Annotated in this window: 24 protein-coding genes; 17 read left to right on the forward strand and 7 right to left on the reverse strand. The window is 70.9% G+C overall.

The features are described 5' to 3' along the window. Positions 1–19: 19 nt before the first annotated feature. A complete protein-coding gene (locus INTCA_RS06920) occupies positions 20–1,036 on the forward strand; it encodes an alpha-ketoacid dehydrogenase subunit beta (protein WP_013492199.1) in 1,017 nt (338 codons plus the stop codon). A gap of 3 nt (positions 1,037–1,039) precedes the next feature. Beyond that, positions 1,040–1,273: a biotin/lipoyl-containing protein gene (locus INTCA_RS06925; protein ID WP_013492200.1), complete on the forward strand. Its 234-nt coding sequence runs from the start codon at positions 1,040–1,042 to the stop codon at positions 1,271–1,273. 53 nt (positions 1,274–1,326) lie between these two features. Here the strand turns inward: INTCA_RS06925 and INTCA_RS06930 are convergent, their stop codons facing one another. Beyond that, the gene (locus tag INTCA_RS06930; RefSeq protein ID WP_148236507.1) at positions 1,327–1,845 is read right to left on the reverse strand and encodes a hypothetical protein; all 519 of its coding nucleotides are present in this window, start codon (positions 1,843–1,845) and stop codon (positions 1,327–1,329) included. A gap of 142 nt (positions 1,846–1,987) precedes the next feature. Between INTCA_RS06930 and tig the strand changes: the two genes are divergently transcribed. The 8 genes from tig to INTCA_RS06970 all read left to right on the forward strand — a co-directional run bounded on the left by tig (position 1,988) and on the right by INTCA_RS06970 (position 9,130). After that, entirely contained in the window at positions 1,988–3,394 is a 1,407-nt protein-coding gene (tig, locus tag INTCA_RS06935) for a trigger factor (RefSeq protein WP_013492202.1), read from the forward strand. A 163-nt stretch (positions 3,395–3,557) separates the two neighbouring features. Continuing rightward, positions 3,558–3,764: a hypothetical protein gene (locus INTCA_RS06940; protein ID WP_013492203.1), complete on the forward strand. Its 207-nt coding sequence runs from the start codon at positions 3,558–3,560 to the stop codon at positions 3,762–3,764. 308 nt (positions 3,765–4,072) lie between these two features. After that, positions 4,073–4,684 carry an ATP-dependent Clp protease proteolytic subunit gene (locus tag INTCA_RS06945; protein WP_052338093.1) on the forward strand — a complete coding sequence of 204 codons (612 nt, stop codon included), beginning with the start codon at positions 4,073–4,075 and terminating at the stop codon, positions 4,682–4,684. An 8-nt stretch (positions 4,685–4,692) separates the two neighbouring features. Beyond that, entirely contained in the window at positions 4,693–5,346 is a 654-nt protein-coding gene (locus INTCA_RS06950) for an ATP-dependent Clp protease proteolytic subunit (protein WP_013492205.1), read from the forward strand. A 98-nt stretch (positions 5,347–5,444) separates the two neighbouring features. After that, positions 5,445–5,699 (forward strand): acyl-CoA-binding protein, encoded by a 255-nt coding sequence (locus tag INTCA_RS06955; protein WP_013492206.1) that lies wholly within the window; start codon positions 5,445–5,447, stop codon positions 5,697–5,699. Positions 5,700–5,904: 205 nt separating this feature from the next. Continuing rightward, positions 5,905–6,861, forward strand: coding sequence for a DUF559 domain-containing protein (locus INTCA_RS06960; RefSeq protein ID WP_013492207.1), 957 nt, complete (start codon positions 5,905–5,907; stop codon positions 6,859–6,861). Between the two features lie 306 nt (positions 6,862–7,167). Continuing rightward, positions 7,168–8,445: an ATP-dependent Clp protease ATP-binding subunit ClpX gene (clpX, locus tag INTCA_RS06965; RefSeq protein ID WP_013492208.1), complete on the forward strand. Its 1,278-nt coding sequence runs from the start codon at positions 7,168–7,170 to the stop codon at positions 8,443–8,445. A gap of 34 nt (positions 8,446–8,479) precedes the next feature. Continuing rightward, on the forward strand, positions 8,480–9,130 hold the full coding sequence (locus tag INTCA_RS06970) for a hypothetical protein (protein ID WP_013492209.1): 651 nt from the start codon (positions 8,480–8,482) through the stop codon (positions 9,128–9,130). A gap of 16 nt (positions 9,131–9,146) precedes the next feature. Here the strand turns inward: INTCA_RS06970 and INTCA_RS06975 are convergent, their stop codons facing one another. The 6 genes from INTCA_RS06975 to valS form a co-directional block, all read right to left on the reverse strand. Next, complete coding sequence (locus INTCA_RS06975) at positions 9,147–9,737, reverse strand: hypothetical protein (protein ID WP_013492210.1); 591 nt, start codon at positions 9,735–9,737, stop codon at positions 9,147–9,149. Beyond that, a complete protein-coding gene (locus tag INTCA_RS06980; RefSeq protein ID WP_013492211.1) occupies positions 9,734–11,047 on the reverse strand; it encodes a DUF58 domain-containing protein in 1,314 nt (437 codons plus the stop codon). Before INTCA_RS06980 ends, INTCA_RS06975 begins: the two co-directional genes overlap by 4 nt. A gap of 1 nt (position 11,048) precedes the next feature. Continuing rightward, complete coding sequence (locus INTCA_RS06985) at positions 11,049–12,095, reverse strand: AAA family ATPase (protein WP_013492212.1); 1,047 nt, start codon at positions 12,093–12,095, stop codon at positions 11,049–11,051. A 4-nt stretch (positions 12,096–12,099) separates the two neighbouring features. Further along, entirely contained in the window at positions 12,100–12,642 is a 543-nt protein-coding gene (locus tag INTCA_RS06990) for a hypothetical protein (protein ID WP_013492213.1), read from the reverse strand. Beyond that, positions 12,639–13,421 (reverse strand): DUF4129 domain-containing protein, encoded by a 783-nt coding sequence (locus tag INTCA_RS18615; RefSeq protein WP_013492214.1) that lies wholly within the window; start codon positions 13,419–13,421, stop codon positions 12,639–12,641. Before INTCA_RS18615 ends, INTCA_RS06990 begins: the two co-directional genes overlap by 4 nt. Before the next feature lie 173 nt (positions 13,422–13,594). Continuing rightward, positions 13,595–16,291 (reverse strand): valine--tRNA ligase, encoded by a 2,697-nt coding sequence (valS, locus tag INTCA_RS07000; protein ID WP_013492215.1) that lies wholly within the window; start codon positions 16,289–16,291, stop codon positions 13,595–13,597. 138 nt (positions 16,292–16,429) lie between these two features. On the opposite strand from valS, the gene INTCA_RS07005 reads away from it, so the two are divergent. From INTCA_RS07005 to INTCA_RS07035, 7 genes are all read left to right on the forward strand, one after another. Continuing rightward, positions 16,430–17,218, forward strand: coding sequence for a lysophospholipid acyltransferase family protein (locus INTCA_RS07005; RefSeq protein ID WP_013492216.1), 789 nt, complete (start codon positions 16,430–16,432; stop codon positions 17,216–17,218). A gap of 51 nt (positions 17,219–17,269) precedes the next feature. Further along, on the forward strand, positions 17,270–18,031 hold the full coding sequence (locus tag INTCA_RS07010; RefSeq protein ID WP_083807877.1) for a TIGR03936 family radical SAM-associated protein: 762 nt from the start codon (positions 17,270–17,272) through the stop codon (positions 18,029–18,031). Positions 18,032–18,231: 200 nt separating this feature from the next. Continuing rightward, positions 18,232–21,270 carry an Rne/Rng family ribonuclease gene (locus INTCA_RS07015; RefSeq protein WP_013492218.1) on the forward strand — a complete coding sequence of 1,013 codons (3,039 nt, stop codon included), beginning with the start codon at positions 18,232–18,234 and terminating at the stop codon, positions 21,268–21,270. 139 nt (positions 21,271–21,409) lie between these two features. Then, entirely contained in the window at positions 21,410–21,718 is a 309-nt protein-coding gene (gene rplU, locus INTCA_RS07020; RefSeq protein WP_013492219.1) for a 50S ribosomal protein L21, read from the forward strand. 49 nt (positions 21,719–21,767) lie between these two features. Next, positions 21,768–22,037, forward strand: a complete 270-nt coding sequence (gene rpmA, locus INTCA_RS07025) for a 50S ribosomal protein L27 (protein ID WP_013492220.1) — start codon at positions 21,768–21,770, stop codon at positions 22,035–22,037. A gap of 153 nt (positions 22,038–22,190) precedes the next feature. Then, positions 22,191–23,708, forward strand: a complete 1,518-nt coding sequence (obgE, locus tag INTCA_RS07030) for a GTPase ObgE (protein WP_013492221.1) — start codon at positions 22,191–22,193, stop codon at positions 23,706–23,708. A gap of 152 nt (positions 23,709–23,860) precedes the next feature. Beyond that, positions 23,861–24,985 carry a sensor histidine kinase gene (locus tag INTCA_RS07035; protein ID WP_013492222.1) on the forward strand — a complete coding sequence of 375 codons (1,125 nt, stop codon included), beginning with the start codon at positions 23,861–23,863 and terminating at the stop codon, positions 24,983–24,985. Positions 24,986–25,012 lie beyond the last annotated feature (27 nt).

Consider the following 25,012-nt stretch of genomic DNA (forward strand, 5'->3'; position numbering starts at 1 on the left):
CCCAGAGGAGGAGAGAGCGATGACCACAGTAGAGACCACGCGTCGACTCACGGGTGCCAAGGCAATGGTCGAGGCGATCGCACAGGAGATGGAGCGCGACCCGTCCGTGATCGTCCTCGGCGAGGACGTCGGAGCCTACGGCGGCATCTTCGGCTCGACGACGGGCCTGCTGGACACGTTCGGACCGGAGCGGGTGCTGGACACGCCCATCTCGGAGACCGCGTTCATCGGGCTCGGCATCGGCGCAGCCACCGAAGGGATGCGGCCCGTCGTCGAGCTGATGTTCGTCGACTTCTTCGGCGTCTGCATGGACCAGATCTACAACCACATGGCCAAGATCCACTTCGAGTCCGGAGGCAACGTCAAGGTGCCGATGGTGCTCATGACCGCGGTGGGAGGGGGCTACTCCGACGGGGCGCAGCACTCGCAGTGCCTGTGGGGGACGTTCGCCCACCTGCCGGGCATGAAGGTCGTCGTGCCGAGCAACCCGGCCGACGCCAAGGGCCTCATGACGGCCGCGATCCGGGACGACAACCCGGTGATCTACCTGTTCCACAAGGGCCTGCAGGGTCTGGTCTGGATGGCCAAGCAGTCCCGGTCGGTCGGCGACGTGCCCGCGGAGGCCTACGAGGTCGAGATCGGCAAGGCTGCGGTGGTCCGGGAGGGCGCGGACGTCACCGTCGTCACCCTGTCGCTGTCGGTCCAGCACGCCCTGGAGGTGGCCGAGGAGCTGGCAGCGGAGGGCGTCGACGTGGAGGTGCTCGACCTGCGCAGCCTGGTCCCACTCGACCGTGACGCGATCGTCGCCTCGGTCGGGAAGACGGGCCGTCTCGTCGTGGTCGACGAGGACTACCAGTCCTTCGGCCTGTCGGGCGAGATCGTCGCCACGGTGGCCGAGCGGGGGGTCGCGCTGAAGTCGGCACCCGTCCGGGTCGCGGTGCCCGACGTGCCGATCCCGTACGCGCGCGAGCTCGAGTACGCGGTGCTCCCGCGACAGGACCGGATCCGCGCGGCGATCCGCAAGGTCGTGGGCTGAGCCATGGCGGACGTGGTCTTTCCCGGGCTGTCCACGGACGACCCTGCGGCGGAGGGCGTCGTGGCGACCTGGTTCGTCGACGACGGGGCGACCGTGGTCGAAGGACAGCTCATCGCCGAGGTGGCCGTGGACAAGGTCGACGCCGAGGTGGTCGCACCGGCCGGGGGCACTGTGCGGATCATCGTCGGTGAAGGTGAAGGCGCACGACAGGGGTCGGTGATCGGGACGGTCGGCTGAGCGCGCGCGCCGGCCCATCGGCATACGGCCGATGACGCCGTATGCCGCTGAGCTCAGTTCCCGACGAAGCCCAGCGTCTCGCTGAGGTGGCTCTCCGCGCCCTCCGCCTCGAGTCCCTTCGCGACCGCGGCGGCAGTGCGCGGGGAGGGCCACGCGTGCCACCAGAAGAGCGCCCCGGTGACGGGCAGGGCGATGAGCAGCGGCAGCCACGAGTGGGGCGTGACGACGAAGGACACGGCGAAGGCGACGAGGACCGGGGTCTCCGCGATCGCGGAGCGCAGGACGGTCGTCGATCCGAAGTAGCGCAGGCTCGTCCTGGCGGCGTTCTCACGCGGGAGCCCGCGTGGCAGCGACGGGACGGCGTAGCCGAACAGGGTGATGGCGGCGGTCGCCAGGACGACCGCCGCGAGGACGAGGCCGACGGCGAGCCACGACGGCGGCACCGGGTCCAGGTCCACGAGGATGCGCATCGCGGTGAGCATGACGGCACCGATCCCGATCGCGGCGCTGACGAGCTGGAGTGGACGCAGCGCGGCGAGTGCGTGGTCAGGCGACGGTCGTGGGGCGCTCATGGTCCCGAGCATAGGAGCACGCATTTAGTCCGGGACCGGCGCGACCGATAGCATGGTGCGTCGGTGCGCCCAGACGGCAACCGTCGGAGTCCACCTCCCCGTCCGTTCACCCATCCCCAACAGCCGACATGGAGTACCCGCAGTGAAGAGTGCGCTCGAGACCCTCAGCCCGACCCGGGTCAAGTTGACCGTCGAGGTCCCGTTCGAGGAGCTCAAGCCGAGCCTCGATGCGGCCATCAAGCACATCGGTGAGCATGTTCAGGTGCCCGGCTTCCGCAAGGGCAAGGTCCCGGCGCGCATCATCGAGCAGCGCGTCGGTCGGGCCGCGGTCCTCGAGGAGGCCGTGAACAACGCGCTTCCCGACCTCTACGGCCGGGCGCTCGAGGAGAACGACGTCCGCCCGCTCGGCCAGCCCGAGATCACCGACCTCAAGGTGCCGGCCACCGACGGCGAGGACTTCTCCTTCACCGCCGAGGTCGACCGTCGCCCCGAGATCGAGCTGCCCGACTTCTCCGACATCGAGCTGACCGTCGACGAGGCCGTCGTCTCCGACGACGACGTCGCCGAGCGGCTCGACGCGCTCCGCGCCCGTTTCGGCACGCTCAAGGGGGTCGACCGGCCCGTCCAGGACGGCGACTTCGTCTCCATCGACCTGTCTGCAGAGATCGACGGCGAGGAGATCGACGCCGTCAACGGCGTCTCGTACGAGGTCGGCAGCAAGAACATGCTCGAGGGCATGGACGAGGCGCTCGTCGGGATGGCCGCCGACGAGACGAAGTCGTTCGTCGCCCCGCTCGCGGGCGGTGACCAGGAGGGCCGCGAGGCCAACTGCACCGTCACCGTGCTGGCCGTCAAGGAGCGCGAGCTGCCCGAGCTCGACGACGAGTTCGCCCAGCTGGCGTCCGAGTTCGACACGCTCGAGGAGCTCAAGGCAGACCTCACCCAGAAGGCCGAGGTCGACGCGAAGTTCGCCCAGGGCGTCTCCGCCCGCGACCAGCTGCTCGACGCCATCCTCGGGCGGGTCGAGGTCCCGATCCCCGAGGGCATCGTCGAGGCCGAGGTCAACTCGCACCTCGAGGGCGAGGGCCGGCTCGAGGACGACGAGCACCGCGCCGAGGTCGACGAGAGCACCCGCAAGGGCCTCAAGACCCAGCTCCTGCTCGACGCGATCGCCGAGAGGGAAGAGGTCCAGGTCCAGCAGGCCGAGCTCATCGAGTTCCTCGTGATGAACGCGCAGCAGTACGGCATGGACCCCAACGCCTTCGCGCAGACCCTCGACAAGGAGGGTCAGATCCCCGCCATGGTGGCCGAGGTCGCCCGTCGCAAGGCGCTCGCGTCGGTGCTCGAGAAGGTCTCGGTCAAGGACACGGCCGGCAATGTGGTCGACCTCAACGAGGCCGTGCCGGGCACCGAGGCCGACGAGGACGAGCCCGTGGACGCCGAGGCAGACGGGGCTGGCGACATCGAGGCTGCCGAGGCGCAGCCGACGGACGCTCCCGTTGCCGAGGCCGACGAGGCCGACGAGGCCGACGAGGCAGCGAAGGCCTGAGTTCCGCAGCACAGCGACGACGGCCGGTGCCCCTTCTCGGGGCGCCGGCCGTCGTGTTGTGCTGTGGGGCCCGTGCAGCTCCAACTCGACTGGGTAGTGGTCCGACGCACCGCTGCGGCGAGGGCGGACCGCACCGGGATGAGACCCGACGGAGGAGGCGGCAGTGACCGAGACGAACCGCACGGCGGGCGAGATCCCGCACGAGCCGGACGAGATGGACGTCGAGCGGGGCAGCGCCGATGGAAGTGCCAAGGCGAACCGGCCCCTCGAGGAGTCGCTCGAGGACGCGGGGGACGTCCGGGGCGTCGAGACGCACCACGACGTCGAGCAGCCCGTTCGCGGCGAGGGCGACGACCCCGCGGTGAGCTGACTCCGGTCCCTCGACCGGAGTGCTGGACAGGGCCGGCTCCCGGGTACCACGCAGCCCCCGGGAGCCGGCCCGCGCTCGCCTGCGCGGGCCCACGGGACCGAGCCCAGCGGCATACGACCCGGAACGCCCGCCCGTCGGGGACGGTTTGTGCGCTCAGGGCGAACACGGCGGGGTTCGGGAAATCCTCCCCCACCTCCGGGCGTTAGGGTCAGTGACGAGCCAGCCAACCGGGGATCTGCCCGGCCGGGCGGGACAACTTCGACGATGGAGACAAGGTGACTTCGGACATCTCCGCCAACGGCACCGGCATGCCCGGTGGTCTGGACGACCACATCTACAACCGCCTGCTCAAGGAGCGGATCATCTTCCTCGGGTCGGACGTGCGCGACGACAACGCCAACGCGATCTGCGCGCAGCTGCTGCTGCTCTCGGCGGAGGACCCCGAGAAGGACATCTGGCTCTACATCAACAGCCCGGGCGGCTCGATCTCCGCGGGCATGGCCATCTTCGACACGATGAACTGGATCCCCAACGACGTCGCGACCGTCGCCATGGGGATGGCGGCCTCGATGGGCCAGTTCCTGCTGTCGGCCGGCACGCACGGCAAGCGCTATGCCACGCCGCACGCGCGGGTCATGATGCACCAGCCGTCCGGTGGCATCGGCGGCACGGCCACCGACATCAAGATCCAGGCCGAGCAGATGCTCTACGTCAAGAAGCAGATGGCCGAGCTCATCGCCGAGCACACCGGTCAGACGATCGAGCAGATCGAGAAGGACTCCGACCGGGACCGGTGGTTCAGCGCCCAGGAGGCCAAGGAGTACGGCTTCGTCGACCATGTCTTCTCGAGCTCCGGACAGGCCATCGAGGGCGACACCGTGGGCCAGGCCGACGCGAAGACCGACGGCAGCGAGAAGTGAGGAACGCCATGATGATCAACCCCACGGGTCGCCTTGCCGTTCCCGCCCCGCAGAGCCGCTACATCCTGCCGCAGTTCGAGGAGCGCACCTCCTACGGCATGAAGCGGTCGGACCCCTACAACAAGCTCTTCGAGGACCGCATCATCTTCCTCGGCGTCCAGGTCGACGACGCGTCGGCGGACGACATCATCGCCCAGCTGCTCGTGCTCGAGTCGCTGGACCCCGACCGCGACATCCTCATGTACATCAACAGCCCCGGTGGGTCGTTCACGGCGATGACGGCGATCTACGACACGATGCAGTTCGTCCGGCCGGACATCCAGACGTTCGTCATCGGTCAGGCTGCGTCCGCGGCGGCGGTGCTCCTGGGCGCCGGTGCGCCGGGCAAACGGTTCGCGCTGCCCAACGCACGCATCCTCATCCACCAGCCCGCCCTGTCCGGCGGTGACTACGGCCAGGCGTCCGACATCGAGATCCAGGCCAACGAGGTGCTGCGCATGCGCACCTGGCTCGAGGACACGCTGGCACACCACACCGGCCGCACGTCCGAGCAGGTCCGCAACGACATCGAGCGCGACAAGATCCTGTCCTCGGATGACGCCAAGGAGTACGGCCTCATCGACGAGGTGCTCGCCTCGCGCAAGGCCTCGCTGGAGGTCTGAGCCAACGTCATCGAGAGAGCAGTTCGTCCCTCCTCCACGCGACCGTGTCGGCGGGGGAACGGGACGAACTGCTCTCTCGATCAGGTTAGGTTGGGGTCATGGCGAGCACTGAGTTCGAGTCGGCCGTTGCTGCGGTCAAGCAGCTGACCGAAGACCCCGGCACCGACATCAAGCTGAAGCTCTACGCCCTTTACAAGCAGGCGACGGAGGGTGACGCGACGGGCAAGCGACCGGGCTTCACCGAGTTCGTGGGGCGGGCCAAGTACGACGCGTGGGCCAAGCTGAGCGGCACGTCACCCGAGGCGGCGGAGGCGCAGTACGTCGCGGTCGCCCAGGACCTCACCGCCCCCTGACCGACGCCCGGCCCGCGCCGCCCGCGCCGCCCGGCCCGCGCCGCCCGCCGCACCCGCACCACTTTCCCGCACGTGCGGGCAAGTGGTGCGGTTTCCCTGCAGGCCGGCACCACTTTCCCGCACGTGCGGGAAACTCGCCTGGCCACGAGCGGCGGGCTGTGGATGACGTCCGCGGCGGGACGTTCCCAGCCGACACCATCAAGGCATGCCACCGAGCCACGAGCCGTTTCGCGTCCTCATGGTCACGAACCCGGTCAGCGGGAAGCCCGAGCTGGACCCGCCGGCCGGAGTCACCCGGGCAGACCTGCGCTCACCCAGGTACCGGCGCCTGTTCCACGGCACCTACGTCGACGCCCGCGAACCGGTGACGCCGGCCTTGTTGGTCCGGGCGGCACTGCTCCGAGACCCGGAAGCCATCGCCTCGCACCACTCCGCAGCGCGCCTCTGGGGTGGCACCGTGCCGGACGACGGACTCACCCACATCGCCGGGCTCGGTCATCGACGGCAGGTCCGCGGCATCAAGGCGCACGCACGCCGCGCCGGGCGCCGGTTCACCACCCACGAGGGTGTGCGCCTGACGACGCCCACGTGGACCTTCCTCGACCTGAGCGACCAGCTCTCGCTGGTCGAGCTCGTCGTCCTCGGTGACTCGCTCGTCAAGGCCGGCCGCGTCACCTGCCAGCAGCTGGTCGAGGCGGCCGGCACCTTCGGTGGTCGATCCCGCCGGCTCGCCCGGCAGGCGGCGGGTCTCGTCCGAGCCGAGGTCGACTCGCCGATGGAGTCGCGGTTGCGGATGCTGCTCGTCCTCGCCGGCCTGCCCGAACCCGCCGTCAACCACAAGGTCCACTGGCCGGACGGGCGGGTGCGGTTCCGCTTCGATCTCAGCTACCCGGACGCCAAGCTGATCATCGAGTACGACGGGCGCCAGCATGCGGAGTCCGACGAGCAGTGGGGCATCGACCTGGGCCGGCGAGAATGGCTCGACGGCGAGAAGTGGCGCCTCGTCGTGATCCGGGCCAAGGACATCTACAACACGCCCGCGCACACGCTCAGCCGTGTCCTCGCCGCCATGAGGGACCAGGACGTCAGGACCCCACGCCTGCGCGACGAATGGCGCAGGCACTTCCCGAGCAAGCCGGATGACGTCACCGACCCGGTCTGAGTGCCGTCCATCACGCATCGACGGCAGACCCGGTCGAGTCCAGCGCCACCCGGCCCATCCGGCCCACCCGGCCCACCCGGCCCACCCGGCCCGCTCGGAACCGGGCGGACGCTGGGAGCGAGCTCAGCGGCATACGGCCGGATGGGTCCTGACACGTGCGGAAGTCACACCTGCGTGGTTTGTCAGCCGACAGCGGACAAACGGCGTTGCACGCGCCAGGGTGGGTCGCTCCGTCGTCTAATAGGACTCGACCCCTAGATTGGGGGTCGTTGTCGACAGCCTGACGTCGAGGGTAGGAGCGATTCGGTGGCACGCATCGGAGAAGGAGCGGACCTCCTCAAGTGCTCGTTCTGTGGGAAGAGCCAGAAGCAGGTCAAGAAGCTCATCGCCGGCCCCGGCGTCTACATCTGCGACGAGTGCATCGACCTGTGCAACGAGATCATCGAGGAGGAGCTCGCCGAGTCGAGTGAGCTGGGCCTCGACCACCTGCCCAAGCCCCGCGAGATCTTCGAGTTCCTCGAGCACTACGTGGTCGGGCAGGACGCTGCCAAGAAGTCGCTCGCCGTGGCCGTCTACAACCACTACAAGCGGATCCAGGCGGGGGAGGGCCCCAAGCGCGAGGACGACCACGTCGACATCGCCAAGTCCAACATCCTGCTCATCGGACCGACCGGCTCTGGCAAGACCTACCTCGCGCAGACCTTGGCCAAGATGCTCAACGTCCCGTTCGCCATCGCCGACGCGACGGCGCTGACGGAGGCCGGCTACGTGGGCGAGGACGTCGAGAACATCCTCCTCAAGCTCATCCAGGCCGCCGACTACGACGTCAAGAAGGCCGAGACGGGGATCATCTACATCGACGAGGTCGACAAGATCGCCCGGAAGTCGGAGAACCCGTCCATCACCCGCGACGTCTCCGGCGAGGGCGTCCAGCAGGCGCTCCTCAAGATCCTCGAGGGGACGACCGCGTCGGTGCCGCCCCAGGGCGGGCGCAAGCACCCGCACCAGGAGTTCATCCAGATCGACACCACCAACGTGCTGTTCATCGTCGGTGGCGCCTTCTCCGGCCTCGAGAAGATCATCGAGAGCCGGTCGGGGCGCAAGGGCCTTGGCTTCGGACAGCCCTTGCACACCGCCAAGGACCTGGGCGACAGCTTCGCCGACGTCATGCCCGAGGACCTGCTCAAGTTCGGTCTCATCCCCGAGTTCATCGGTCGGCTCCCGGTCCTCACGACGCTGGGCCCGCTCGACCAGCATGCCTTGGTCAACATCCTGACGGCGCCGCGCAACGCGCTCGTCAAGCAGTACCAGAAGATGTTCGCCATCGACGGCGTCGAGCTCGAGTTCACCGACGACGCGCTCGAGGCCGTCGCCGACCAGGCGCTCCTGCGTGGCACGGGCGCGCGCGGGCTGCGGGCCATCATGGAGGAAGTGCTCCTCCCGGTGATGTTCGACGTGCCGAGCGACGACGGGATCGCCCGGGTCGTCGTGAGCCGGGAGGTCGTCCTCGACAACGTCAACCCGACGATCGTGCGGCGGGAGGCCGAGCCGCGGCCGAAGCGGCAGCGCAAGGAATCGGCGTAGAGCGGCATTCCAGGACGCCTGACGGGGGGCTTGCATGATCGCGCCATTCCATCTTCGGGCCGGTGACCGCGTCCCGGTGCAGCAGTCGAGTACGACGTGCGGGTCGGCATCGTTGACCGTGGCCCGCATGCTCGTCAACCCGGCCTTCGCCCGCTGGATCCGGCTCGGCCTCGAGTTCGAGGCGAAGGACGAGGACGCCCCCGACGGCCGCTCCGTCGAGGAGCGTTTCGCGGCCCACGAGCAGGTGGTCGCCCGGAGGACCAACGCCCTGGTGGGCGCCGGCGGCCGGATCCAGCTGCCGTGGCCCAGGGCCCTCGGCACCCCACCCTGGGGTGCGGTCGGCGAGCTGGAGTACGGCGCCGCGGTGCCGTGGGCCGACTACGACATGACCCTTTTCCGGTTCGGGGGGCAGGGCTCCCTGGAGAAGGCCTACGCCGAGCTGCAGCGGCGAGTCCGGACCGGCCGTCCGGCGCTGCTCTACATCGGCAACGCGTGGCTGCCGCGGCACGTCGTCCTCGTCATGCCGGCGAGCCGGGGCCAGGAGCTCGACGTCTACGAGCCGTCGGTCGGTCGGGTGGTCGACCTGCCGAGGAGGTCGTTCGTCGACCGGAGGCTGCGGATGGCGGGCTGGGACGTGCCCTGGGGGGCCGTGTGGGACGACGCGACGGACGAGACCCTCGACTAGGCCGTGGACCACCGTCTCAGTCCGGTTGGGCGGGCGGCTCGGTGCGCAGCAGGAAGACGCCGACGGCGAGGCCGCCGAGACCGATGACGTATGCCGCTGGGCTGGCTTCCAGTTCCCCGCTGCGGAGCGCTCCGGCGAGAGCTGCCACGGCCGGCGCGGTCAGGGCGGCAAGGACGACCCGGCCCCCCCAGATGCGAACGACCCGGGCCGGAAGACCGCCGGCGGGCGGGGTGGTCGCCGACAGGGCGGCTGCGGCGTGACCGACGACCAGCGCGATGGCGGCGGGCACGGACCAGGCAGAGAGGCTCCCGGACGGGGTGAGGAGGAACCAGCCGGCGAGCATCAGCCCCCAGAAGGCGAGTGGCGCCGCGGACCCGGCGAAGCCGAGCGTGGCCAGGGGGACGATGGCGAGCGCCCACCAGACGGGGTCGAAACCGCCTGAGGCGGCTTGGAGGCAGAGGAGGAACGCGACCGCGCTCGCCACGCCGGTCAGCGCCAGCCCGAGCTGCGGCAGTGACCAGGGGCGCCCCTTCCCGAAGCGGACGGTGCGCCACGTCGTGGGGTCGGCACCGTCCTCCACTCCACCCCGTGGGCGTGCGGTCGTCATCGGCGTCTGCCCATCCGGGGAGCGGCGGCTCGCCGGGAGAGGTCCCGGAGGACGTGGTCGAGCGACCCCGGCCCGCGCCAGGGCACGACGGGCACGCCCCGGGTGACGAGTGAGTGCACCTGGGCCTCACGGGACAGCAGGCGGATGCGCCATGCGAGGGCTTCGTAGACGCTGCCGGGGTCCGCGGTCAGGTGCTCGGGCAAGGTGTCCACGACGACGGTCGTCATGCCTCGTGCGGCAAGCGTGTGGGCCAGGCCGACGGTCGTCGGGACGATGAGCGGGCTGAGGACCAGGCAGAGGGCGTTGGGGTCGACGCCTCGAATGGCCGCTTGACCGTCGTCGCGGCGCTCGCTGGCCGGTGCGACCGAGGCGAGGGACTCGAGGACGCGGCGGAGGTGCTTGGTGCCGGAACCCATTCCGAGCCGGGGGATGTTGGCGGCGCCGACGGTCCGGAGGGTCAGTCGGTCGTTGCTGCCGAGGAAGTGCTCGCTGATGGCGCCGGCCGCCCGGACGGTCACGTCGAGGCTCGTCGGTCGGCCGTCGATGCCCTCGCGGGGCCCGAGGTCGCTGAAGGCGTCGACGAGGACGAACACGTGCGCGTCCTCGTCCGCGTAGGTGGAGGTCACGTGGAGGGTGCCGGTGCGGAGGGACACCGGCCAATGGATGCGACGGAGGCGGTCACCGGGTTGGAACTGCCGGATCGTGTTGAACTCGCTGCCGGAGCCGGTGCGGGAGGACCGGTTGAGCCCGACGAGCCCCCGCGGATGGGGGGTGGGGGCGGCGGCGTCGAACGCGGCTGGCACCGGAAGCGTCGCCGTGGCCAGGTCGGGAACGTCCGTCGGCCCCACGCGGTAGGCGCCCCAGGCGCTCGACAGGGTCACGCTGAGCGTGCCGATCTGTCGCCGTCCCCAGCGGGTCGACCGCAGGGCGATCGCACCGACGCCGCCCTCGAACGGCGCGATGCCGCTCGCGGGCTTGCGTTCGACCCACCGGGTGGAGGCCAGGGTGATGACGCCGTCAGCGTCCGAGGCGGGTCGGACCCGCACGACGACGTTCGCCACGTCGCCCTCGCGGAGGGTGCCGCGGCCCAGCGTGACGTCGGCCTCGGGTGCTCGGCGTGGACGGGCCAGGTGCCCCCACACGGCCGCGACGGCCAGGGGAGCGGCGAGCACGAGCAGGTCCGGCCGGCGACCGAGGACCGCAGCCACCGCGGCGCCGGCTGCGAGGAGCACCGACCGGGTGTGGGCGGCCGTGGCCGTCCACTCGCCCAGGGGCCCGGACGAGGTGGTGCGGGGCAGGAGTGGACGCACCTCAGGCCTCGGGGGCCGCCGCTGACACCGTCGTTCCTGGCCCGGTGGCTCCCGGTGGCCGCTTCTCCCGCGGGGCCGGGGTCGGCACCGAGCGGAGGAGGCGTGAGACGACGTTGCTGCCGCTGACCTCGCTCATCCAGAGCTCGGGTTTGACCGTGACCCGGTGCGCGAGCACCGGCTTGGCCACGGCCTTGACGTCCTCGGGGGTGACGTAGTCGCGGCCATCGATGATGGCGTAGGCACGGGAGCACAGCAGCAGGCCGAGCGCGCCACGGGGTGACGCGCCCATGAGCACGTCCCCGTGGCTTCGGGTGGCGGCAGCGAGCGCGACGCAGTACCGACCGACGGACTCGTCGACGACGACCCGCTCGACGGCGGCCTGCATCGCGAGCAGCTCATCGGGGCTGATCACCGCTGCCAGCGTCTGCTCCTCCTGCTGGCGGGCCATCCGGTTGGTGAGGATCTGCCACTCCTCGTCCACGGTGGGATAGCCGAACGACACGCGCATGAGGAACCGGTCGAGCTGCGCCTCGGGGAGCGGGTAGGTGCCTTCGTACTCGACCGGGTTCGCGGTCGCGAGGACGTGGAACGGTCGCGGCAGCGGGAACGTGCGTCCCTCGACGGTCACCTGCCGCTCCTGCATCGCCTCGAGGAGGGCGGCCTGGGTCTTCGGTGGCGTCCGGTTGATCTCGTCGGCGAGGAGCAGCCCGGTGAAGATCGGTCCCGGCCGGAACCCGAAGTCCCCGGATCGCTGGTCGAAGACGAACGAGCCGGTGATGTCGCCGGGCAGCAGGTCGGGTGTGAACTGGGCTCGCTTGAAGGTCAGACCGAGGGTCTGGGCGAAGCTGCGGGCCGCGAGGGTCTTGCCCAGCCCGGGGAAGTCCTCCAGGAGGACGTGCCCACCGGCCAGCACGGCGGCCAGGACGAGGCGCAGCGGTTCTCGCTTGCCGACGACGGCGCGCTCGACCTCGGTGAGGACGGCGTTGCTGAGGTCGCTGACGCGACGGAGGTCCATGTGGCCGGCTGTCGGGGTGCTCAGGTCGGTCATGGGGTCACCACTGCTCGATTCGTCGGAGGATCTGGTCAAGTCGATCGGGGCGGTACAGGTCGGGCGGCGGCAGGGTCACGAGGAACTCCCACAGGTCGGGCGGCATGACGCCTTCGGCCCACCTCGGCTCCTCCTCGACGACGATGCCGTGCTTCGCGTGGAGGCGCTCGCGGATGATCTCACTGAGGCGGGTGTGCAGGTGGTGGACGAGCTCGGGGCGGCCCTCGGGTCGAGCCGCGGCGCCCTCGAGTCGAGCCGCGAGGTTGGTCACCTGGTAGTCGCTGCCGGGGTTGCCGGAGCCGAGCTCGCTGTCGGTGAGCGGCCAGACGACGAGCTGCTGGCTCGCGAAGTGGTCGACGGCGTACCAGACGACGGCGGCGGACGCGACGAGTGCGACGGCGAGCCGGGGGACGTCGGGGCGCAGCCCGATGAGCGCGGTGAACAGGGCGACCAGGCCCCACGCGGCGGTGATGCCGAGGAGGCGCCGACGCCAGGGTCGCAGGGCGCTGAGCACGGGTCGTATGCCGCTGGGCCGGCTCTCCGTCACAGCGCACCTTCGGGTCGGGCCGAGTCCACCCCGGCCGGCGTGGCCCTCGCGTCGGTGGGGGCCCGGCCCACGTCCGTGGCGGCCCGGCCCAGGTCGCTCCGGATGGTCGTGAGGGCGGCGATGGCGCGCTCGCGATGTGGCTCGGTGAGGGGATGGGTGGAGAACCGCGCCTCGCGGAACAGCGCGGCGAGGTCGTCGAGGCTGCGAGCGTCGACGTCCCAGACGGCGAGGACCCGGCCGACGTACTCGGTCGAGGTCTCGGCGACGTGCCGGGGGAGACCCGCGCCTGCAGCGGACTGCTCGAGGGCGACCCACGCAGCGACGACGGCGTTGCGGGGCGACCCCTGACCGAGGGCGTCGAGGCCTGAGTCGGCTCCTGCCAGGATCGTCGGGGGCACGGCGGGAGTCCTGAAGCCCGGCTCGGCCTGGCTGGTCAGGGTGGGTGCGACCCGCCTGAGCAGGTCGCGAAGGGCCAGCGCGAAGAGGAGGAGGATGCCGATCACGACCAGGACGACGACCACCTGGACGAGCACAGCGAGCAGGCCGTCGGGGTCCCAGCCCTTGGCTCCCTCGGGCGTGACGCTCTCCTGGGGCAGGGCGGTCAGGGTGAGCGTCAGACCGGTCGTCGGCACGGCCGGCGCGAGGCTCGCTCGCGGCCGGCTCAGGAGGTCGGCCGGACCGGTGGAGGCGGCGATGACGAGGGCCACCATGACGAGCGCGGCGCCGACCCACGCGCCGAGGACGCCGACGGCGACTCCCGTGGCCCCCCTGCGCGACATGGGTCAACCGTAGTCGCGGCCTCCGACGTTGAGTGTCCTTGCCGCGCACCCGCGCTGAGGGCCGGGTGGTCGCCGGATCCCTCGGCGCGTCGGTCAGACGGCGCGTCGGTCAGACGGCGCGTCGGTCAGACGGCGTGTCGGTCAGACGGCGTGTCGGTCAGACGGCGTGTCGGTCAGACGGCGTGGGACGGGCGCGGCTCGGCCGGGATCAGCTCAGCCTCCCGCACCTCGATGCCGTCGCCCTCCCCGTAGGACAGGTCACCGATGCGGCCCGTGGCGCGCAGGTCTCCCTCGGCGGCGCGGACGTGGTCGAGCTGGGCAGCTGGGCCGACCAGCGTCATCGTGCGCACCTCGGCCCGCATCCCGAGCTTCGCCTCGGACTTGACCTTGCGGACGCCCGCCAGCGCCTCGCTGACCGAGGCGAGGACCGCGGGGTCGCCGCCGCTGGGCAGCTCGTCCCGAGTGGGCCAGGGCTGACGGTGTACCGAGCCCTGCTCGAACCAGGACCACACCTCCTCCGTGGCGTACGGGATGAACGGGGCGAAGAGCCGCAGCAGCGTCTCGAGGGCGATCCGCAGCGCGGCCCGGGCGCTCGCGGCCTCCGCCTCGCCCTGTCCGCCGTAGGCGCGGTCCTTGACGAGCTCGAGGTAGTCGTCGCAGAAGGTCCAGAAGAACGACTCGGTCACCTCGAGCGAGCGCGTGTAGTCCCACGACTCGAAGCCGTGGGTCGCCTTCTCGACGACGTCGGCCAGGGCGGTCAGCATCGACCGGTCGAGCGGGTTCGTCACGGCGGCTCCGAGCCCCTCGGCGGTCGCCCCACCGGAGAGCGCCGGGGACACCTCCCCGAACCCGAGCGCGAACTTCGAGGCGTTGAGGACCTTGATGGCGAGGCGGCGGCCGACCTTCATCTGACCGGTGTCGTAGGCCGCATCCGTCCCGAGGCGGCCGGAGGCGGCCCAGTACCGGACGGCGTCGGCACCGTGCGCCTTGACCACGTCCTCCGGCGTCTCGGCGTTGCCCTTGGACTTGCTCATCTTCTTGCGGTCCGGGTCGAGGATCCAGCCGCTGATCGCCGCGTTGCGCCAAGGCACGGTCCCGTGCTCGTGGTGCGCCCGCACGACCGTCGCGAAGAGCCAGGTCCGGATGATGTCGTGACCCTGGGGCCGCATGTCCATGGGGAAGATCGCCTCGAACAGCTCCGGGTCGGACCCCGGCCCCTCGCCACCGCGGACCGGCCACCCGGCCGCGATCTGCGGTGACAGCGACGACGTCGCCCACGTGTCCATGATGTCCGGGTCGGCGACGAACCCCCCGGGCTCGCCGCGTTGCGCCTCCTCGTAGCCCTCGGGCGCGTCGATCTGCGGGTCGACGGGCAGCGCCGACTCCGGAGCGAGGAGCGGGTGGTCGTAGTCGGTCTCCCCCTCGTCGGTGACGGGGTACCACACGGGGAACGGCACGCCGAAGAACCGCTGGCGGGAGATCAGCCAGTCACCGTTGAGGCCCTCCACCCAGTTGCGGTAGCGGGCCCGCATGAAGCTCGGGTGGAAGTCGATGTCGTCGCCACGGGCCACCAACGCTCCGCGCAGGTCTGCCTCCCGCCCGCCGTTGCGGATGTACCACTGCCTCGAGGTGACGATCTCGAGCGGCTTGTCGCCCTTCTCGTAGAAGTTCGCCTTCCGCTGCGTCTTCTGTGGTTCGCCGTCGAGGTCGCCGGACTCACGCAGGGCACGAACCACGGCCTCCCGCGCACTGAACGTGGTCTTGGTCGCCAGCTCAGCGGCATACAGCGACTCGCCGGGGCCACCAGCGATCCACTCCGGCGTCTCCGCCTGGAGGCGACCGTTGCGGGTGATGAGCGACCGGATGGGCAGCTGCAGCTCACGCCACCAGATGACGTCGGTGAGGTCGCCGAAGGTGCAGCACATCGCGATACCGGCACCCTTGTCCATCTCGGCCGCGTGGTGGGCGAGGACGGGCACCTCGACGTCGAAGAGCGGGGAGCGCACGGTCGTGCCGAAGAGCGGCTGGTAGCGCTCGTCGTCGGGGTGTGCGATCAGGGCGACGACCGACGGGATGAGCTCGGGTCGCGTGGTCTCGATGTGGACCGGCTCCGCGTGGCCGTCCGAGCCGGCCCGGTGGAAGGCGACGCGGTGGTAGGCGCCGGGGTAGTCACGGGCCTCGAGCTCGGCCTGCGCGACGGCGGTCTGGTAGGTCACGTCCCACAGGCCGGGCGCCTCGGACTGGTAGGCCTCGCCCCGGGCGTAGTTGCGCAGGAAGGCCTGCTGGGCGACCGCGCGGGAGCGCTCGTCGATGGTCCGGTAGGAGATGTTCCAGTCGAGCGAGAACCCGAGCCGCCGGAAGAGTGACTCGAAGGTCTCCTCGTCCTTGACGGTGAGCACGTCACACAGCTCGATGAAGTTCTTCCGGCTGACCGGCTTCTGGTCAGCCGGCTTGATCGCCTTGCCGTTCGCGTCGACGCCCTCGCTGAACGGCGGCTCGAAACCCTCCTCGTAGGGCAGGGTCGCGTCGCCGCGGACCCCGTAGAAGTTCTGCACGCGGCGCTCGGTGGGCAGCCCGTTGTCGTCCCAGCCGATGGGGTAGAAGACCTCGAGCCCCTGCATCCGCTTGTAGCGCGCCATGCAGTCCGTGTGGGTGTAGGAGAACACGTGCCCCACGTGGAGCGACCCTGATGCGGTCGGCGGAGGAGTGTCGATGGCGAACACCTGCTCGCGCGGCAGGCTGAGAGCCCGCTCCCGGTCGAACGCGTAGGTCTGTTCGTCCTTCCATACCTGCGTCCACTTCTCCTCGAGGCCGTCGAGCGTCGGCCGCTCGGGGATCCGCGAGGTCGTCGGTGCAGGTGTGTCAGTCATGCGCCCAATCCTTCCATGCGCGTGCGGCTGCCTCGACCGTGGATCGAGGCGCCCTGTGGCGATGGTCACGGCGCATCCGCGGATCTGGAACGACCGGAGGGTGACCGAACGTCGGCGGGCAGGGCAGAGTGTCCTTCCATGGAGCCCGTCTACACCCCGGTCATCGGTTTCGCCCGGGCCGTCTTCGCCCTGCAGGGCCTGCGGTTCACCATGCTCGGCGAGGACAACGTGCCGCGGAGCGGCGGTGCCGTCATGGCGATCAACCACATCGGCTACATGGACTTCACCTACGCCGGACTGGCCGCGCAGAAGTCGGGCCGCCTCGTGCGGTTCATGGCGAAGGAGTCGGTCTTCTCCCACCCGGTGAGCGGACCGCTGATGCGGGGCATGCACCACATTCCGGTCGACCGGACCGCGGGGGCGGCCTCCTACCGCCAGGCCGTCGAGGCGCTCCGGGCCGGCGAGATCGTCGGCGTCTTCCCCGAGGCGACGATCAGCCGCTCGTTCGAGCTCAAGGAGTTCAAGTCCGGAGCAGCCCGGATGGCGGCCGAGGCCGGGGTCCCGATCCTGCCGGTGGTCGTGTGGGGCTCCCAGCGCGTGTGGACCAAGGGCCATCCCAAGCGCCTGGGCCGGACCAACATCCCGATCGTCGTGTCGGTCGGCGAGCCGATCCCGGTTCCGGCCGACGCCGACCCGGAGCAGGTGACCGCCACCTACAAGGCCGTGATGCAGGAGATGCTCGACGTCGTCCGCGCGACCTACGAGCCCCTCACCGGCGCCGACCTCAAGTTCCTCCCCGCCTCGATGGGGGGGACGGCGCCGACCCTCGCGGAGGCGACCCGGCTCGACGACGCCGACACCGCGGCGCGGCGCCGGCTCGCTGAGGAGCGGCGTGCGGCCCAGCGCCGCGCGCAGGGGAAGGACTGAGCGCGAGCCAGCTCAGCGGCATACGCCTCGGGGTCCGTTAACCTGCCCGGCATGGCTCCACCTCGTCAGCGCGTCCCTGAGGGACCGGCACCCGACCCGGCCGTGCAGAAACTGCGCGTCCGCTACGCGAAGCGGGGCCGACTCAGGTTCACCTCGAGCCGCGACTTCCAGCGGGCGCTCGAGCGCGCCCTCCGGCGAGCCGACGTGCCGATGGCCTTCTCCGCCGGCTTCCACCCCCACCCGAAGATCAGCTACGCCAACGCGGCGGCCACGGGCACGGCCAGCGAGGCCGAGTACGTCGAGCTGCAGGTGACCCAGCGGGTCGACCCCGAGTCGGTCCGGGTGGCACTCGACGAGGCGCTCCCGCCCGGCATCGACATCGTCCAGGTCGTCGAGGCGGGGCCGGGCTCGCTGGCCGACCGGCTCGAGGCGAGCGAGTGGCGTGTCGAGTTCACCGGAGTGCCGGTCCCCGTGCTCAGGGCGGCCGTCGACCTGCTCCTCGAGCGGGACCGGTCCGAGGTGACGAGGATGACGAAGTCGGGGCCACGGACCTTCGACGTGCGGGCCGCCATCGTGTCCGCCGAGGTGTCCGAGATGTCTCACGCCGTCGCGGCGAATCCCGGCACCGCGTCCGACTGTGCGATACTGCGCATGGTCGTACGGCACACCACACCCGCCGTTCGCCCCGACGACATTCTGACCGCGCTGCGTGAGACTGCCGACTTGGTGCCGCCGCGTCCACCACTGGTGACGCGACTGGCCCAGGGACCGCTCGACACCGCAACCGCGAGGGTGACCGACCCGCTGGCCTGACCAGCGAACTGGCTGCCGACAAGAACGCCGCCGGCACCGGATCATGGGGCCGCGCCCCCGCGCGAACCATTCTCCGGTGTAACAAGACGACTTCCGTCGGCCACTGTGGCGCGACGACCCATCACGATCCGTGCTCGTGCGGTGGTGACGGCCTCGGCCGAAGGGTGTGGGTCACCCCGCACCCGACGGAAGGTTGCCGAATGGCACCCAACGACTTCACCCCGACCGACACCACGAGCAGCGACAGCGCGGGCTCGGGCGCCGAACGCGCCGCCACCCTCTTCGGCGGGATTGCCACCCTGCCGGATGCCGCTGGGCTCGGCTCCGACGCGGCTGCACCCCCAGCGGGGCGGGCTCCGCGCAAGCGCGCCCCCCGCCGCACGACCAAGCGAACGGCCGGGGACGAGACCAGCGCGGCCGGCGACCTGTCCGGGGAGGGTGCCGAACGCCCCGCCGACACTCCTGAGGTGGAGGCGGCGGCGGTAGTCCCCGCCCGCAAGCGAGCCACCCGCAAGGCCGCGGCGCCGCGCAAGCGGGCGAAGCAGGCCGAGGTCGAGACCCAGGACGTGCTCGAGTCCGTCGCGCTCACCGAAGCCGAGGCCGACCTCGACACCGTCCCCCAGCTGGTGGACCGGGGCGACGAGGAGCCCGAGGCGGACGAGCCCGTCGACGAGGAGCCGACCGGGGCCGCCGAGGTGCCCGAGACCCGAGTGGCCCCCAGCTTCAGCGTCCTGTTCCAGGCACCGGACGCCGCCGCCGCGCTCGCCGCTCCCACCCGCCGGCGCCGACGGGCCGAGGCGCCGGCCGCCGAACCTGCGCCGGCGGAGCTCTTTCCCGAGCCGCTTCCCGAGCCGGTCGACGCGGCCGTCACCGCGGACCAGCCGCAGGACGAGGGCACCGACGACGACACGTCGCCCCGTCGCTCGCGTCGCCGTCGCGGGGGCAAGGGCCGCCGTGGCCGCGGCGGCGCCGAGGACACTGAGCCCGAGGGTGACGACGAGTCGTCCGAGGACGGTGCGGACTCGGCCGATGGGCCCACCGAACGGCAGTCCGGCAACGGCTCCGGGTCGGAGGCCAACGAGGCGGCCGAGGAGACCGACGAGGCCGGCGAGGACGAGGACGGCGGCTCGAGCCGTCGACGCCGTCGGCGGCGCCGCGCCGGGTCCGGTCCGGGCGATGCCGGGGAGGACGCCGTCCCCAACGTGTCGACCCGCGTCCGCCAGCCGCGCGGGCAGTCGGACGAGCCGGTGGGGGTCAAGGGCTCGACCCGGCTCGAGGCCAAGAAGCAGCGCCGTCGTGAGGGCCGCGAGGCCGGTCGACGTCGCACGGTCATCACCGAGGCCGAGTTCCTCGCCCGGCGCGAGGCCGTCGACCGCGTCATGGTCGTGCGCAACAAGGAGGGCCGCACCCAGATGGGCGTCCTCGAGGACGGTGTCCTCGTGGAGCACTACATCGACCAGGCGACGAACGTGTCGATGGCCGGCAACATCTACCTCGGTCGGGTCCAGAACGTCCTCCCCTCGATGGAGGCCGCCTTCGTCGACATCGGCAAGGGCCGCAACGCCGTGCTGTACGCCGGCGAAGTGAATTGGGACGCCGCCGGCCTCGAGGCGAACGAGCCGAGGCGAATCGAGAACGCACTCTCCTCCGGCCAGTCGGTCCTCGTCCAGGTGACCAAGGACCCGATCGGGCACAAGGGCGCTCGGCTCACCTCGCAGATCTCGCTCCCCGGTCGCTACCTCGTCTACGTCCCGAACTCCTCGATGACCGGCATCAGCCGCAAGCTGCCCGACACGGAGCGGGCGCGGCTCAAGAAGATCCTCCGCGAGGTCGTGCCGGACTCTGCCGGCGTCATCGTGCGAACGGCTGCCGAGGGGGCGAGCGAGGAGGAGCTGCGCGCCGACGTCGAGCGGCTGAGCCGGACCTGGGAGGACATCCGGGCCCGGGCCGAGCTCTCGGGCACGCCCAGAGCGGGCAAGTCGAAGGGCCGGAAGAAGAACGGCAGCCCCGGCTCGGCCCCGACCGGGTCGGCGCCCCTGCTCCTGCACGGGGAGCCGGACCTCACGGTCAGGGTCATCCGCGACGTCTTCAACGAGGACTTCAAGCAGCTCGTCGTCGCCGGCGACCAGGCGTGGAACGAGATCCACCCCTACATCAGCTCGGTCGCGCCGGACCTGGCCGACCGCGTCTCGCGATGGACGGCCGAGGAGGACCTCTTCACCCACCACCGCGTCGACGAGCAGCTGGCCAAGGCGATGGACCGCAAGGTCTGGCTGCCTTCGGGCGGCTCCCTCGTCATCGACCGCACCGAGGCGATGACCGTCGTCGACGTCAACACCGGCAAGTTCGTCGGGTCCGGGGGCAACCTCGAGGAGACGGTGACGAAGAACAACCTCGAGGCCGCCGAGGAGATCGTCCGCCAGCTGCGGCTGCGAGACATCGGCGGGATCATCGTCATCGACTTCATCGACATGGTCCTCGAGAGCAACCGCGAGCTCGTCGTCCGACGGCTGTTGGAGTGCCTCGGCCGCGACCGCACCAAGCACCAGGTCGCCGAGGTGACTTCCCTCGGGCTGGTCCAGATGACCCGAAAGCGCGTCGGGTCGGGCCTCATCGAGGTCTTCTCCGAGACGTGCGAGCACTGTAACGGACGCGGCTACGTCATCCACGCCGACCCTGTCGACCAGGGCGCCGGGGGTGGCGAGGCGGGCGAGCCGTCCGGCGCCAGGTCGGGTCGCCGGACGCGCCGGGGCGGGTCGACCGGGCCCACCGGCCCCACGGGTGCCACGGGTGCCACGGGTGCCACGGGGGCGACGGGGGCGACGGGGGCGACAGGTGCCACCGCTGCCGCAGCCACCTCGCAGTCCGAGCCGATCAAGCCCTCGGGCCCGACGGCTGCTCAGATCGCGGCCGCCGCTCACGCGGCCGCGCTCAAGAGCACTGGGGCAGCGCCGGAGGACACGGTCGACGACGCTGCAGACTCCACCGGGCACGCGGTCGAGGCCCCCGTCGCGGCGGCGACCCGGCCCGAGACGCGCGAGGAGTCGCCGGTGACCGAGGCTCCGGTCAACGAGCGGGCTGCGCAGGCTCCGACCGACGAGCCTGTGACCCAGGCTCCGGTCGACGAGCCGGTCCACCAGCCTCTCGACGAGCCGGCCAAGGCGGTGCCGAACCGCCGCAGGCGCGGCCGGGTCGTCGCACCGGCCGGCCCGCCGCGCACGTCCCCGACCGAGGGCTGAGGGGCGGCACGGGGCGGTCCGGTTTGGCCCGGAGCCGCCCCAGCCGGTAGCCTAGATCCTCGGTGCGCCCACCGGGCCCGTGTTGACGGGCCGGTGCCGAAAGCGGCGCTCCAGTCCTGATTCAGAGAGTGAGTTTCACGTGTACGCGATTGTTCGCGCTGGCGGTCGCCAGGAGAAGGTCTCGGTGGGCGATGTCCTGCTCATCGACAAGGTGACGGGTCAGCCCGGCGACGCCGTCGAGCTCACGCCGCTGCTCGTCGTCGACGGTGCCACGGTGACGTCCGATGCGGCCAAGCTGGCCAAGGTGTCCGTCAAGGCCGAGGTCGTGAAGCCGGCCAAGGGGCCCAAGATCACGATCATCAAGTTCAAGAACAAGACGGGCTACAAGAAGCGTCAGGGTCACCGTCAGCCGCTGACCCAGGTCAAGATCACCGAAATCAACGCGTGATCGACGCCCTGCGTCTCACGGGTACACGGACTCACAAGGAGTAACTGACATGGCACACAAGAAGGGTGCGTCCTCGACCCGCAACGGTCGCGACTCGAACGCACAGCGGCTCGGCGTCAAGCGCTACGGCGGCCAGCAGGTCAACGCAGGCGAGATCCTCGTCCGTCAGCGCGGCACGCACTTCCACCCGGGTGACGGCGTCGGTCGCGGTGGTGACGACACGCTGTTCGCGCTCGTCGCCGGCGCGGTCCGGTTCGGCACCAAGCGTGGCCGGAAGACCGTCAACATCGACGCGGTGGAGACCGCTGCTGCTGAGTGATCGCCTGATCACCAACCGAACCCCAATCGAAAGAGCAGTTCGCGACAGCACTGCTGATCGAGAGAGCAGTTCGCGACGGGAGCCCGTCGCGAACTGCTCTTTCGGTTCTGCCGTATGCCGCTGGGCTGGCTCGATCTGGAAGAGTGGACCCCCATGGCAGTGAACTTCGTCGATCGCGCCGTGCTGCACCTCTCGGCGGGCGCAGGTGGCCACGGCGTGGCTTCCGTCAAGCGGGAGAAGTTCAAGCCGCTCGGTGGCCCCGACGGCGGCAACGGCGGTCATGGCGGGTCGGTGATCCTGCGGGTGGACCCCCAGGCCACGACCCTGCTCGACTACCATCGCCACCCGCACCGCAAGGCCGACAACGGCAAGCCCGGAGGTGGGGACGAGCGCAACGGCGCCGACGGGGCCGACCTCGTTCTCCCGGTCCCCGAGGGCACCGTGGTCAAGGACGGTGACGGGCGGATCGTCGTCGACCTGGTCGGGATGGGGACCGAGCACGTCATCGCCCGTGGCGGTCGGGGCGGTCTCGGCAACAAGGCCCTCGCGTCGGCGCGCCGAAAGGCCCCGGGTTTCGCCCTGCTGGGCGAGCCAGGGGAGGAGGTCGACGTCGTCCTCGAGCTGAAGACGCTCGCCGACGTGGCCCTCATCGGCTTCCCCAGCGCCGGCAAGTCCTCTCTCGTGTCCGTCCTCTCGGCGGCTCGGCCGAAGATCGCCGACTACCCGTTCACCACCCTCGTTCCCAACCTGGGCGTCGTCACGGCCGGCTCGACCCGGTTCACCATCGCCGATGTCCCCGGCCTCATTCCCGGTGCCCATGAGGGCAAGGGTCTGGGGCTCGAGTTCCTGCGTCACGTCGAGCGGTGTTCGGTGCTCGCCCACGTCGTCGACTGCGCGACGCTGGAGCCGGGGCGCGATCCGCTCACCGACCTCGAGGTCATCGAGCGCGAGCTGTCCCTCTACGTGCCCGACGCCGACCTCGGCGGGCGGCCGCTTGCCGAGCGCACGCGGCTCATCGTGCTCAACAAGGCGGACGTCCCCGAGGCGCGCGAGCTCGCCGAGATGGTCAAGCCCGACCTCGAGGCGCGCGGCTACGAGGTCTTCATCGTCTCCGCCGTGGCCCACCTCGGGCTCAAGGAGCTGACCTACGCCATGGCGCGCCACGTCGAGACCGCCCGTGCAGAGGTCGAGGCCGTCGTCCCGCAGCGGGTGGTGCTGCGACCCAGGTCGGTCGACGACCAGGGCTTCTCCGTCGTTCGGGAGGTCGGGCCAGACGGTCCGTTCTTCCGCGTCACGGGGGACCGGCCCACCCGCTGGGTCCGGCAGACCGACTTCAGCAACGACGAGGCCGTGGGGTACCTGGCCGACCGGCTGGCCCGCCTCGGCGTCGAGGACGAGCTCTACAAGGTCGGGGCGGTGGCGGGGGACACCGTCGTCATCGGGTCCTCCGACGACGCTGTCGTCTTCGACTGGGAGCCGACGCTCCAGTCCGGCGCGGAGCTGCTCGGGGCGCGCGGCACGGACCTGCGCCTCGAGGAGGGGGCCCGACCGACGCGTGACGAGAAGCGCGAGGTGATGAAGGACCGGTACGCCGCCCGAGCCGCCACTCAGGAGGAGCTGGACGACGAGCGCCGCGCCGGGCTCTGGCACCTGCAGGGCGACGACGACTGATCGAAAGAGCAGTTCGTCCCCAGTTCGCGCGAAAGGTCACCTCCGTCAGGAGCGGGGGACGAACTGCTCTTTCGATGGGGTGCGTGACGAACTGCTCTTTCGATGGGGTGCGGGACGAACTGCTCTTTCGATGGGGGTCGTAAGGTGAGCGCATGAGCTCGTGGGGTGCGTTGCTGCGCCGCGGTCACCTCGGCACGGAGGCCGACCGCGCCACCTTTCGCACGCTGCACACCGCGTCGCAGGCGTCCCCGCCGCTCCGGGCCGGGCTCACCACGTCGTCAGCGGAGCGGTCGCTGAAGTACCTCCGCGCGCTGCTCGGGGCCCCGGCGGTCGCGATGACCGACACCACGGATCTTCTCGCGTGGGACGGCGGGCGCAACCACCACGCGGTCCAGCCTCCGGTCATCGCCGCCGGCACCTTGGGCAACGGCCGCACCGTCGTCGTCGACGGGGCCGACATCGCCTGCATCGAGCCGTCCTGCCTCATCCGGCAGGCGATCGTCGCGCCCCTCGAGGTCGACGAGAAGGTCGTCGGCACCCTCCAGGTCTTCACCGGCTCGGCCTCCGCCAGCCTGGTCCGGGCCACCACGGAGGTGGCCCGGTGGGTCTCCGGCCAGCTCGAGCTCGCCGAGCTCGACGCCTCCCGGACCCGCCTCATGGAGGCCGAGGTCCGTGCGCTGCGGGCCCAGATCAGCCCGCACTTCGTCTACAACTCGCTGACCGCCATCGCGTCGTTCACCCGCACCGACCCCGAGCGCGCCCGGGAGCTGCTCCTCGACCTGGCCGAGTTCACGAGGTACTCCTTCCGCAGGCACGGCGAGTTCACCACGCTCGCCGAGGAGCTGCGGTCGATCGAGGCCTACCTCGTCATCGAGAAGGCCCGCTTCGGTGACCGCCTCCGGGTGACCCTGCGCGTCGCACCCGAGGTGCTGCCCGTCGTCGTGCCGTTCCTCTGCCTCCAGCCGCTCGTCGAGAACGCCGTGCAGCACGGCATCGAGGGCAAGGTCGGCGACGGCGAGATCACCATCCTCGCCCAGGACGCGGACCATGAGTGCCTCGTCACGATCGAGGACAACGGCGTGGGCGAGGACCCGGAGAAGGTCCGCCGCGCCCTGGCCGGCGACGGCAACACCGACTCCGTCGGCCTCGCCAATGTCGACGAGCGGCTCCGCGCCGCGTTCGGAGACGACTACGGACTCGTCGTCGAGACCGCCGAAGGGGCCGGCACCAAGGTCACCGTCCGACTGCCGAAGTTCCGTCCCGGGGTGCACGTATGACCTCGTCGGTCGGCCGGGCCCGCTGCC

The organism is Intrasporangium calvum DSM 43043 (assembly GCF_000184685.1).
GTDB lineage: Bacteria > Actinomycetota > Actinomycetes > Actinomycetales > Dermatophilaceae > Intrasporangium > Intrasporangium calvum.